Raw genomic sequence first — 12,915 nt, forward strand, 5'->3', positions numbered from 1 at the left:
TAAAGATCAGCAAAACAAAGATCAGCAAAACAAAGATCAGCAAAACAAAGATCAGCAAAACAAAGATCAGCAAAATAAAGATCAGCAAAATAAAGATCAGCAAAACAAAGATCAGCAAAATAAAGATCAGCAAAACAAAGATCAGCAAAATAAAGATCAGCAAAACAAAGATCAGCAAAATAAAGATCAGCAAAACAAAGATCAGCAAAACAAAGATCAGCAAAACAAAGATCAGCAAAACAAAGATCAAAATAAAACAGATCAATCCTCTCAAAATAGTGAAACTCAGTCTGAAACTGAGCGAGAAAAACAACAAGCAAAAGAACAATGGTTACGGTTAATTCCAGATGATCCAGGTGGATTAATGCGAGAAAAATTTTTACGTGACCATTTACGAAGAGCACGTGGGTGGTATCAATGAAAAAATTACTAATAATTGGATTTTTTTGTCTCTTTAGCTTAGTAGTTAATGCTGAAATACAAGTGCAGGTTGAGCCGTCTCAAGTAAGTAGCGACACATCATTTCGATTGATTTTAACTCAAGATAATTTACAAAACGGCATTCCTGATCTGACTCCTTTACAAAAAGACTTTATGATTCTGGGCACAGAACACCGAATGAATTATTCCATTACCAATGGACAGGCACAATCATCCAGTGAATGGACCGTCACCTTAAAAGCACAAAAAGAGGGAAAATTAACAATTCCCGCGATCAAAATTGGTAACGAATATACAGCACCAATAACCATTAACGTGACCGCTGCAAGTACAACACCACAAAGTACTTCTACTGATAATTCAAATCAACAGCAACGCCTCTATTTAACAACTTCTGTCAACGAAAAAAAACCCTATGTCAATCAACAAATTATCTATAAAGTAACCTTATATAACTCAAAACATCTGTTAGATTCTGATTACCAAGGCCCACAAGTTGAAAATGCCTTACTTATTCCCTTAGGAGCTGAAAAGCGTTATCAAACTCAAAAAAATAATATTAACTATCTTGTTGAAGAACAAAACTACGCTATTTTTCCGCAAAAAAGTGGTTCTTTAAAAATAAAATCTCCTGTATTCACTGCACTGATTTATGACTTTAACCCAGAACGCGTCAAGACGGAAGATAAAACAACTCACTTAGAGGTACAGCCAATCCCTAAAGAATTTTCGGGTAAAACATGGCTGCCTGCAAAAGATATTAAATTAACGGAACAATACGAAAATTCAGAACAAACTATCACCCAAGGTAACACGCTCATTCGTACGATAACTCTTCAAGGAATAGGAATCCCCGCCCAACTTTTGCCGGCACTTACTTTTACAGAAATTGACGGTGTGAATGTTTATCCTGAAAAAGGCAAAGATAAAAACCAAGTTATTCAGGAAGAATTAATTGGTCGTACGGAAATTAAGGTTACTTACCTATTTAATAAATCAGGAAAGATCACTATTCCAGAATTAAAACTCCCTTGGTTTAATACAGAAACAGGTAAAGAAGAAATTGCTGTCTTGCCCTCAAAACTCATTGATGTTACAGCATCAGCTACTATGCCCGTACCCAGTACAAGCCAAACTACTGTAACAAATAATCAAGATGAGCTACCACCAACAACCAAAATAAATAAATCCAATACCGCAAATCAGTTTAACTGGGGCTGGTTAGTTGCAGCACTTTTTGCTTTCGCCTGGTTCGTTACTTTAATTTTATGGGGATGGCAAAAGCATTATAAAAACTCCCAAAAAGGCCAATATAAAGCGACACTCAATGAGCTCCACAAGGCATGTATGCAAGCAAATCCCCAACATGCACGTGATGCATTACTCAAATGGGCGAGTCTACATTGGCCAGATGTTTCTATATTAAATCTCACCGATTTAACACAATTAACTACGGATGTCGCATTTAAAAAGCAAATACAGAATCTTTCACAAGTTTTATACAAAAATCATGAGAAAGTCTTGTGGCGAGGTGATGAATTATGGTGCAGTATTCAACAAATGAAAAAAAATAATGGGCGTAAACAAGAAAACAATAGTGCCCTACCTCCTATCAATCCCTTTTAATTAAGTTCTAAATAAAAGCAGTTCGATAGGAAAAATCAATTTATTTTTTCTATCGAACTCACGTTAAGTATTAGGCAACGTCCCTGTTTATTTAAAGAAAAATTAGATGCTCATCATTCTCAGGCTCATTTTGGTCGCCTTTATTATTGTCAGATTTGGATGTTATTTTATTCGCAATTAAAGCTTGAGTGTTTATTTCAACTAATTTCTGTGACAAATCAACGCGTTCCCTTGAATGAACACCTGATATTTCTTTGAATTCATTTGCTAATTTTTTTGCCTCATTTATTAAAACAAGATCTTCAAACATTAAAGGAATATTTGGCACACTGACTTCTATAGAATTTCGAGGATCCTTATCAGCGTCCGTTCTTTTTGCAATCGCATTAATTATTTTTTCCATCAGAGACTTCATGAAAGGACTAGTGACACGTGCAGCAATATAAGCTACTCCTAAAGAGCCAGGAACAGCAAGCATCCCGATTCCGGCAGAAGGAATATTTGAATGGGTTAACGCTTTTTTTCCGCCTAACACACTTAATTCTAGAGAAGCTTGATGATCATTATTAGAATTTGTCTTTTTTGAAACCGCATTAATTATTTTTTCCACCAGAGACTTCATCAAAGGAACCGTTATACGCCCAACAAAATAAGCCACTCCTAAAGAGGCCGTTGTAGCAAGTATTCCGATTCCGACAGGAGGAAAAATCATGCTGGTTACAATACCAATTAAGGCAAGAGCAGCGAAGCCAACACCTACTGTTCTATCTAAAGCAGATGTTGTACCCAATTTTTCTAATTTTTGCTTGCAATGCTCTTGTGAATCATATAAGGATTGAAGCTCATCTAAATGTTTGGCAATTTCTTTTTTCTTGTTTGTGATTTTATCTTTTATCGACTCTAATTCTTCATCATTTGCCATCTCCGCAGTTTTTTCTAACTTCTCTAATTTATCAATTAACGAAGTTATTTTCTTTTTTTTCTGAGTAATATCCTTTTCTATCTGTTCTAATTTATCTTGAACTTCATAACGCTTATAATAAAGATTAGCCAAAGTGGTTACACTTTGACCTAATGCTGCTATTCCAGCAACTAAAGCAATAATTGGTGCTGAAGGAGGAAAAGCTACTGCAGTAATAGTAAGTCCTAAGATCACCGATGAATATAAAAATTTGGCATTACGCGAAAAAGTGAACGGTACTTCTTGCTTGGCTATAAGGGCTCCTACATAAATGGCAGGGATTCGAAAGAAATCAATAATCGCTGTACCTAATTTAATGTATTGAAACGCACTTGCTGCTGTTTGTGTTGCATTATTGACAAGTCCTTGTATCTCAATCATCCGCGTAATTGCATTCCCAGCACCGCTTGCAGATGCAATAAATTTGTTAAAAAAGGGGATCAAGCTCAATATAGATAAGGCAATAGACTGTCGAGAAGCTTTAGTGCCTTCCATCGATTCTAATGTTTTTCTTAATTCCACTGAATTTTTTTTTAACTGCAGCTGCTCAATAGATTCAATTTCAGTTTTATTAAGAGGCATTTTCTTATCCCCTCTAATTACTTATTCATCTACAAAGTATACCAATCAAAGATTATCTAACTATTATCTAACGACTTACTATTTTGCATATCCTATGAAAAATAGTCATGAATGATGTCTACATGACTAATAATTATGCAAGTTTTTACTCAAATTTATTAATATAGCTTTCTTAATATTGGGACAATTGGCAAAAAAGTGTATAATTCACTTTTTTGTTACACAAATATTGATCAGAATGAATCTTGGAAAATTATATGACGTCATCATAGTCGGTGGTGGACATGCTGGTACAGAAGCAGCACTTGCTGCAGCACGTATGGGTATGCAAACTTTATTACTGACTCATAACATGGATCTGCTCGGTCAAATGTCGTGTAATCCAGCAATAGGCGGAATAGGTAAAGGGCATTTAGTGAGAGAAATCGATGCCTTAGATGGCGCGATGGCCAAAGCCGCAGATAAAGCAGGAATTCAATTTCGTATCTTGAATGCCTCTAAGGGGCCAGCTGTACGTGCAACTCGCGCACAAGCGGATAGAGTGCTGTACAGGCAAGCTATTAGAGAACAATTACAAACTCAAAAAAATTTGACGCTTTTTCAACAAGCAGTTGATGATTTATTGATTGAAGGAGAACGTGTAGCCGGTGTTATTACCCAAATGGGCCTTACTCTACGAGCTCGTGCTGTCGTATTGACTGTAGGTACATTCTTAGGAGGAAAAATTCATGTGGGAATGAATCAATATGCCGGCGGGCGCGCAGGAGATCCTCCTTCCGTCGCTTTAGCAAAAAGCCTTCGGGATCTCGACTTACCAGTGGGTCGTTTAAAAACAGGAACTCCACCACGAATTGATCGTCGTTCCTTAGATTACAGCCAAATGATTGTACAACCTGGTGATACTCCTATTCCTGTTTTTTCTTATTTAGGACTTGTGAGTGATCATCCGCAACAGATTCCTTGTCATATCACCCATACTACTGAAGCCACTCATGAGATTATTCGTAACAATCTCCACCAATCGCCCATGTATGCGGGAGTTATTGAAGGAGTTGGCCCACGTTATTGTCCCTCTATTGAAGACAAAATAGTTCGGTTTGCAGACAAATTGTCCCATCAAATTTTTGTTGAACCTGAAGGATTAACTACTGAAGAAATTTATCCGAATGGCATTTCCACAAGTCTTCCCTTTGAAGTACAAGTACAATTTGTTCGGACGATTAAAGGGTTTGAAAATGCTCATATCACACGACCAGGCTATGCTATTGAGTATGATTATTTTGATCCACGAGGGCTCACTTCATTTTTACAAACCAAACCGATTCCAAATTTGTTTTTTGCTGGACAAATTAATGGTACCACAGGCTATGAAGAAGCAGCAGCACAAGGAATAATCGCAGGCATGAATGCTGCTTTATATGTACAAGAAAAAGAACTTTGGTGTCCCCGTCGTGATGAAGCTTATATAGGTGTGCTCATTGATGATTTAATTACCCGCGGTACTCAAGAGCCCTATAGGATGTTTACATCCCGTGCTGAATATCGCTTACTTCTACGAGAAGATAATGCAGATTTGCGCTTGACTGAAAAAGGCAAGGAGTTAGGTTTAGTAGGAGAAACACGTTGGCATCATTTTTCTGCTAAGCGTGAAGCAATAGAATCTACTCAATCACAATTACGGAATACTTGGGTTCGAGTGAGCCATAATGAAATGCTTACTGATATTCTGGTTAATCCAATGCAACATGACACTAGAGCTTCAGAGTTTCTGAAACGACCGGAAATTAATTATTATCATTTATTAAAACTCGAAGATTTAAACCTACCTGAGCTACCACCTGAAGTAAGTGAGCAAGTAGAGATTCAAAATAAATATGCCGGTTATATTGAGCGACAACAACAAGATATAGAAAAAATGCGAAAGCAGGAAAATACACTATTACCTGACTGGCTTGATTATAATGATGTAACTGGGTTGTCTCATGAAGTGATCCAGAAATTAACAAAAATCAAACCAACAACCTTAGCACAAGCAGCTCGTATTTCCGGAGTGACCCCAGCCGCGCTCTCACTACTTTTGGTTCATTTAAAAAAACAGCGAATTGATGCATGAAGGATGAAGCAAAGATAAAATTATTGCTCGAAGAGGGATTACGATCCTTTGATTTAGAGCCCATAATTACTTCCTTATCAGAGTATTTATCCTTATTGAATAAATGGAATTCAACTTATAATCTCACTGCAATTCGCGATGTTGAGACTATGGTGAGCAAACATATATTTGATAGTTTAGCGATTTTGCCCTGGCTTAACGGCACCCGAATTATAGACGTAGGCACAGGTGCCGGTTTACCGGGTATTCCGCTTGCTTTAGCTAAACCCGAAATAAACTTTATATTGCTAGACTCTAATGGAAAAAAAACTCGCTTTCTAAATGAAGTAAAACGGCAGCTCAACTTAAAAAATGTGGAAATAGTACAATTTAGAGTCGAAAACTACCGCTCGACACAAGGTTTTGATACAGTATTAAGCCGAGCGTTCAGTAGTCTTGCACAGATGATTCAGTGGACCCAACACCTTATTGCTGATAAAGGAATTTGGTTAGCAATGAAAGGGCGCTCCCCTGATGCAGAATTGAATGAGATAAAACAAAACTGCACTGTAAATACTTATAATGTTGCTGGTGTTGACGGTGAACGCTGTTGCGTCATTATTGAAAACACAACTAAGGAATAAATCATGGCAAAAGTCATAGCCATTGCCAATCAAAAAGGCGGTGTAGGCAAAACTACCACGGCTATTAATTTAGCTGCTTCTTTGGCAGCTAATCGACAACACGTTTTATTGATTGACTTGGATCCCCAGGGGAATACAACAATGGGTAGTGGTGTTGATAAAAGTCAGCTGGTACATACAACCAACGATGTTTTACTGCATGACTGTCTGGCAGAGCAAGCATGCCTTACCACCAATGGCGGTTATGACTTAATACCTGGAAATGATGATTTAACTGTTGCTGAAGTAAGCCTCATGGAGCGCAATCATCGTGAAACTTTTTTGTATAAAGCCTTGCAACCTATTCAAAGTAATTATGACTTTATTCTAATTGATTGCCCACCAGCATTGAACACTTTAACTATTAATGCTTTTGTTGCTGCTGATTCGGTTCTCATTCCCATGCAATGCGAATACTATGCTTTAGAGGGTTTAGCTGCCCTACTCTCTACCATTGAACAAGTCAAAGCAGCAGTAAATCCACGTTTGCAGCTTGAGGGAGTACTCCGAACGATGTACGATACACGTAACCGCCTGTGTTCTGAAGTATCAAAGCAATTAATAGAGCATTTTCCAAATAAAGTTTATAGAACAGTAGTTCCCCGTAATGTTCGATTGGCTGAAGCTCCAAGTCATGGACTACCTGCTTTGCATTATGATAAAACATCACCTGGTGCAGCAGCCTATATGGTTCTTGCCTCTGAACTTATTAATAAACAAACTGTTGCAGGATAGGGGTAATTTATGACAGTGAAACGTAGTAGTTTAGGACGTAATTTATCCGCTTTATTAGGCCAATCAAGCAGTGTTTTATTGGATGAAAAACCACAAAACGAACCTCTCATGCTTGCAGTGGATTGTTTGCAACCAGGCAAATATCAACCTCGTGGTGAAATGGAGGAAATACCCTTACAAGAGCTAGCTCAATCCATTAAAAAACAGGGATTACTGCAGCCATTATTAGTGCGCGAATTAAGTAATGGACGTTATGAAATTATTGCCGGTGAGCGTCGCTGGCGAGCAAGTCAAATGGCAGGTCTGACTGAAATCCCTGTGCTATTAAAACAGGTAGATGATGAAACTGCAATGGCAATGGCTTTAGTGGAGAATTTACAGCGTGAGGATTTAAATGCTATGGATCAAGCACGTGCGATGCAACGTTTAATTAATGAATTTTCATTAACCCATCAACAAGTTGCTGAGCTCTTATGTAAATCCAGAACTGCAGTGAGTAATTATATTCGCTTATTGGCTCTGTCCAATCCTGTAAAAAAACTTTTAGAACATGGTGATATTGATATGGGGCATGCCCGCGCGCTATTGGTTTTGGATGAAGAACAACAAAATCAAGTGGCACAATTAATCGCGGCAAAAAGTCTATCTGTCCGAGAAACAGAAAAATTAGTTGAGCGCATTAAAGCTGATAAGAATAAAGCTGAAGAGCGAAAGTATGCGGTTTCTTTACCTTATCTGTATCACGACCAGTTAAATAGTCTCTCTGAACATTTACGAGTGCCGATCAAAATTAAACCAGGTAAGTCTGGTAAAGGCTCTTTAGTCATTCACTATGACAATGAGCATAGGTTACAGATAATTATTGAGCAGTTAATTAAATCAACCGTATAATTTCATAGTTATTCAGATTTATTTTGATTTTGGAAAATGACTTTTAGCATTGATAAGTACTATTTATTTTAAATATAAACACTTAGGCAACGTCCCTAAAGTTTTTTATAGCTTTAGGGACGTTGCCTATTTTATTCGAAAAAATTTGTGCTTTATTGAAGAGAGGCGAACGCTTGCAGTAAAAAGGCTAAGAGGGTCGATCATCTCATTCAGAACCAATTCATACTATTCCATCTGCGCTTCTCAAGAAACTTTTATTCCTATCAAGTTAATATTACCCTAAGGCCAAGTGGTTAATATGTACTCATTTAAAAAATTATTTAATCAATTTGGCCATGAGACATTTTCTATTTTTCAAACCTACTCCATTCAGATTTATATATGGAATTAATGTTCCTTACTTTACAATGCCATACTTGTTACCTCCAGCACAAGAATCCGTGCCGGTACAAGAACACATTCCATTTAATCAAAAAGAAATTTGCGAGCAAGTGCGAAAATATGATTTCATATATAAGAATCTCAATCATATTTATCAGAGCTATCATGGCTTATGTGAGCTAATTTGTAACTATATTATTATTAAAGACTTATTGGATAAAAATTGCACTAGTGACAGACTTAAGAAAATAAATGTAGTTAAATTAGAGAAGCAGAAAATTACTTCCAGCCATATTCTTAATGCCAGCTCATCCTTTTCTATGTTTAAAGCCTATTTATTTAATATCTATCCCTATGATCTCTTTTCTCACAGCGAAATAGAAAGTAACAATCAAATTGATGAAAAATTGCTCTCATCTAAATTAGATAATGTTAATAATAATGCTTATATTAAATTTTTTGTATTTAGTAAATCCATTTTTAGCTTCAAAGGTCACTCGATGCTCATTAAAAAAACCGGGAATGACTTTACTTTTTTTGACCCTAACCAGGGGGTATTTACTCATCTATCCGTTGCTGAGTTATGCAAAAAATTAAGCCAGGCCTATGAAAAGCATAAAGGAACAAACATGGCATTTATCGATGGGAACAAATATATTGATAGCTTGCAACCTGATGAATCAAAACAGCAAAGTAGGTTGGGTCGCTACCTAATGGTGCAGCCTTAAGGCAAAAACCAGGTTTGCCTACGTCCTGCGACTTGTTCCAGGATCTAGGGTTCTATGCACAGAACGAGATTTCTGGATCCCGCGAACAAGTCGCAGAATGTAGCACATAGAGGGAAAAAATAGGTTAAAACCTCAAAACAAGATAAACTATAAGATTTAGCAACCCATGATGTCTGATGAGCCAGAAAGATAATCCTATTCAGTCCTGTTCGAACTGTGGGTTTTTCCCATTTTGTACTCTTGATGGAGGCAGCCCTCACTGGCTCAATCAAATCAGTTCCGCAGTAAAACAACAACATGTTCTTAAAACAAGACAAGCATTGTATTTTCCTCAAAATACGTTCTATAGCCTTTATGCGATTAAATCAGGCCATTTAAAAACTTTTGAAGTGGATAGAGAAGGTAATGAATTAATCCGAGGTTTTTATTTTGCGGGAGAAATTCTAGGCTTTGAAGCAATTGCCTCCGGAACTTATCTTTTTTCGGCGATTGCTCTTTCTGAGACCATCGTGTGCGAGATTCCCTATAATCATTTCATTGAATTATTAAATTCTAACCCCAGTCTACAAAAGCATCTATTATATTTATTCAGTCAAAAATTAACTGTTGGCTCTTACTTAAGTTTTGTAACCGCAGAGCAGCGCTTAGCGGCATTTCTTATCGATTTGTTTCAACGATTACATGTATGTGACCAGCGCATGGAATTTATTTTGCCGATCTCTCGTCAAGATATTGGAAACTACTTGGGATTGACGGCAGAAACGATTAGCCGCTTATTTTCCCAGTTTAAAGAAAATAAAATTATCGCTATTGAACATAAGCGCATTCAATTTCTTCAATTAGACCAGCTCAAATTGATTGCGGGAGTAGTGAATTAGTTTGCTTGGCTTTCTGCCCCCCCATTTTTTCGCCAAATTGGAAAATTAAAAATCATTCAATGATCTAGATCAAGGTTTCCTTTTAAATAACATTTAAAATATCTGCTCATAAATGAATCTATTTCATAAAAGTATTCTGAGTATCTTAATCCTTCTTTAGGAGTATGTATGAGCTTCCCCAAAAAAAATTCATGGAAGGATATAAAGTTAATCAAATCATCTGTTGTAAGAACAATGATTCCTAAAGCATGTTATAACCGCTCTTATGTTAAAACTTTTTTTTGGTATTTTTTTGACTTATTTCTGTTTCTATTTGGATTAATTCTTATTTTTTCAGAGTTTAATTTTAAACTGCAAGTGGTTGGAAGTTTAATTTCAGGACTATCTACCGCGATGCTCTTTGTTTGGGCCCATGATGCAGCACATGGGGCACTTTTCAAAGACAGCAAAGTCTCTGAGGTACTGGGAACAATAGCGATGCTTCCCTCCTTGAATATTTATCGGATGTGGAGTTTTGGTCATAATAAAGTTCATCATGGTTTTGCTTCTTTTTCTCCTATTGATTGGATATGGCGCCCTTTAACTTCCGTAGAATATCGATCACTCTCCGTATTGCAACGTGGAATGTATCGAATTGAACGCTGTTTCTTTACAAGCGCTTTTCATTATTTACGCAGGATTTGGTGGGAGCAAATGCTGTGTTTTAACCCAGGGGAAAATGAAAAAGAACGCCGATACTATCAATGGGGAAAAATATTGGTTCTCTTATACGGGCTTCTAGTGTCACTTTTCTCCTATTTTTTTGCTGGCGGGGTGATAGGTATAGTACTTACAGTGATTTTGCCCTTTATTATTTTTAATTATTTTATTGCAATAATCGTCTATTTGCATCATACACACCCCAAGATGCCTTTTTTTGAGGTTAAAAATGAGTGGTCTCATTCAATTAGTGCTTTGTATTGCAGCACGATTATCCATTGTTCAAAAATATCAAGACTCTTACTGCACAATATTATGATCCATATTCCGCACCATTTGGATCCGCGTATTCCCTTTTATAATTTACCCCAGGCTCACCAGGCTTTAAAAGAGAAATACGGAACCTATTTTCATGAGTATCACTTTAAATTTAGCGAAGTACTAAGTATTTTCAAACAATGTAAGCTGTATGATTTTGAGAATAAGTTATGGATGACGTTTAAGGATGCCATGCAAGCAGATGAAGCTTAAAACCCATTTCCTGAATCTTAAAGCAGGCAGATGATGAACCTGAGAAAAACCAAACCATTTTAGTGCATTACTTGACTTAACGGCGGTGTTTTATATTCCAGAGACTTATATAGATACGGTTTGTTGGAAAAAAGCAAAACATATAAAAATTAATGCTATAAGATAAATTTGCATCCATGCTATGCTTTTCCTTGTTGAGAAAACCTGATCCATGGTTTATCCTAGAAGATTCAATCCCATTAAAGATAAGCTCTATAACCAATATACAAAAACAAATAAGAATAACCAAACTACGTCGACAAAGTGCCAGTACCAAGCGACACCTTCAAAGGCAAAATGTCGTTCTGGGGTAAAATGACCTAATTTACATCGGAAAAATATAACAATGAGCATTATGGTTCCCAAAGTTACGTGTATACCATGAAAGCCTGTTAACATAAAAAAAGTCGTACCGTAAATACCAGCAGATAAAGTTAAGTTCATTTCTGTGTACGCTTCATGATACTCATAACTTTGAAGTGCTAAGAACAAAATACCTAATGAAATAGTTAACGCCATACCAATAAGTAGTTGTTTTTGTTTTCTTAATTTTAATGCCCAATGAGCCCAAGTTATCGTAACACCTGAGGTCAATAAAATTAATGTATTCACTGCTGCTAGGCCCCAAGCTCCCATGGCTTCGTGGGCTCCAGCAAAGACATGATTATCCGGATTAGTTAATATAGGCCAAGTTGAGTTGAAATTGGGCCAGAGCGTAAAATGAGTAATGGGGTGTACTTCGCCTCCTAAAAGAGGCACAGACCAAAGTCTAGAATAGAACAAGGCACCGAAAAAGGCTCCGAAAAAACAAACTTCGGAAAAGATAAACCAACACATTCCCCAACGAAACGATCGGTCAACTTGTTCATCATATACACCTTTTGAATTTTCATAAATGACCTGACCAAACCAGCCAAAGAGCATGAAAACCATAATACCAAGACCAATAGTGAATATATAAGGGCCATACCAATCATCATGAAGCCATGATCCTGCTCCTACAAGAGTAGTTGTTAATCCACATGAAGCAACTAAAGGCCAATGGCTTGGTTTAGGGATGTAATAAGTACCATGTGCTCCCATTATAATTTAATCTCCTGTATCAATAATCATTTATCAGTTACATCAAATAAAGTATAGGATAACGTAACTGTATTTACTTTTTCGGGCAAATCAGCATCTAAATGAAAAAGCAAAGGCATATTCATTGCCTCATGTCCATCTAATGTTTGCCGAGTAAAACAAAAACACTCTGTTTTCTTCAAATACTTAGCAGCAATACCTGGAGTGACGCTTGGTATGGCTTGTACTGTCATTGGATGATTCGTCTTATTTTCAGCATAAAAAGCCAACTTCGCAATTTCACCAGGATGCACCTGTATTTTTCGAACCTTAGGATAAAATTCCCAGGGCACCCCACTATTATTTGTAGCAACAAACTCAACAGTAACCAACCTATCTTTAGCAACCTTTACCTTGGTGGCATCATAGGCGATTGCCTCTGGATTTGTTTTGCCATTAATTCCTAGACTCTTACATATACTGTTGTAAATAGGAACTAGGGCAAAACCAAAAGCAAACATACCTACAACAAGCAAAGCTAATAAAAGAACTAATTTATTATGCCCTTTACGTTCACTCATAAAAA

General features: G+C 36.8%; 12 protein-coding genes. 8 read left to right on the forward strand and 4 right to left on the reverse strand.

Features of this window, described 5'->3' with window-relative positions:
• Window positions 1-404: pentapeptide repeat-containing protein (locus tag Lgra_RS18610; RefSeq protein ID WP_420795199.1), on the reverse strand; the 404-nt coding region annotated here is incomplete at its 3' end.
• A gap of 13 nt (window positions 405-417) precedes the next feature.
• Between Lgra_RS18610 and Lgra_RS05515 the strand changes: the two genes are divergently transcribed.
• Window positions 418-2,067 (forward strand): BatD family protein, encoded by a 1,650-nt coding sequence (locus Lgra_RS05515; protein WP_058498274.1) that lies wholly within the window; start codon window positions 418-420, stop codon window positions 2,065-2,067.
• A 91-nt stretch (window positions 2,068-2,158) separates the two neighbouring features.
• Here the strand turns inward: Lgra_RS05515 and Lgra_RS05520 are convergent, their stop codons facing one another.
• Window positions 2,159-3,610 (reverse strand): hypothetical protein, encoded by a 1,452-nt coding sequence (locus Lgra_RS05520; protein WP_238584369.1) that lies wholly within the window; start codon window positions 3,608-3,610, stop codon window positions 2,159-2,161.
• Window positions 3,611-3,848: 238 nt separating this feature from the next.
• Here Lgra_RS05520 and mnmG point away from each other — a divergent pair, with 238 nt between their 5' ends.
• The 7 genes from mnmG (at window position 3,849) to Lgra_RS05555 (ending at window position 11,228) form a co-directional block, all read left to right on the forward strand.
• Complete coding sequence (gene mnmG, locus Lgra_RS05525; protein ID WP_058498275.1) at window positions 3,849-5,723, forward strand: tRNA uridine-5-carboxymethylaminomethyl(34) synthesis enzyme MnmG; 1,875 nt, start codon at window positions 3,849-3,851, stop codon at window positions 5,721-5,723.
• Window positions 5,720-6,346 (forward strand): 16S rRNA (guanine(527)-N(7))-methyltransferase RsmG, encoded by a 627-nt coding sequence (gene rsmG / locus Lgra_RS05530; protein ID WP_058498276.1) that lies wholly within the window; start codon window positions 5,720-5,722, stop codon window positions 6,344-6,346. The genes mnmG and rsmG overlap by 4 nt, the downstream gene beginning before the upstream one ends.
• Before the next feature lie 3 nt (window positions 6,347-6,349).
• Complete coding sequence (locus Lgra_RS05535) at window positions 6,350-7,120, forward strand: ParA family protein (protein WP_058498277.1); 771 nt, start codon at window positions 6,350-6,352, stop codon at window positions 7,118-7,120.
• 9 nt (window positions 7,121-7,129) lie between these two features.
• A complete protein-coding gene (locus Lgra_RS05540; RefSeq protein ID WP_058498278.1) occupies window positions 7,130-8,011 on the forward strand; it encodes a ParB/RepB/Spo0J family partition protein in 882 nt (293 codons plus the stop codon).
• Window positions 8,012-8,418: 407 nt separating this feature from the next.
• Entirely contained in the window at window positions 8,419-9,120 is a 702-nt protein-coding gene (locus Lgra_RS05545; RefSeq protein ID WP_058498279.1) for a hypothetical protein, read from the forward strand.
• A 176-nt stretch (window positions 9,121-9,296) separates the two neighbouring features.
• Entirely contained in the window at window positions 9,297-9,998 is a 702-nt protein-coding gene (locus Lgra_RS05550) for a helix-turn-helix domain-containing protein (RefSeq protein WP_058498280.1), read from the forward strand.
• A gap of 168 nt (window positions 9,999-10,166) precedes the next feature.
• On the forward strand, window positions 10,167-11,228 hold the full coding sequence (locus tag Lgra_RS05555) for a fatty acid desaturase (RefSeq protein WP_058498281.1): 1,062 nt from the start codon (window positions 10,167-10,169) through the stop codon (window positions 11,226-11,228).
• 252 nt (window positions 11,229-11,480) lie between these two features.
• Here Lgra_RS05555 and Lgra_RS05560 read toward each other — a convergent pair whose 3' ends face one another.
• Entirely contained in the window at window positions 11,481-12,350 is an 870-nt protein-coding gene (locus tag Lgra_RS05560) for a cytochrome c oxidase subunit 3 (RefSeq protein WP_058498282.1), read from the reverse strand.
• Between the two features lie 26 nt (window positions 12,351-12,376).
• Window positions 12,377-12,910 carry a cytochrome c oxidase assembly protein gene (locus tag Lgra_RS05565; protein WP_058498283.1) on the reverse strand — a complete coding sequence of 178 codons (534 nt, stop codon included), beginning with the start codon at window positions 12,908-12,910 and terminating at the stop codon, window positions 12,377-12,379.
• Between the last annotated feature and the right edge of the window lie 5 nt (window positions 12,911-12,915).

Origin of the sequence: Legionella gratiana (assembly GCF_001467695.1) — a bacterium.
GTDB lineage: Bacteria > Pseudomonadota > Gammaproteobacteria > Legionellales > Legionellaceae > Legionella > Legionella gratiana.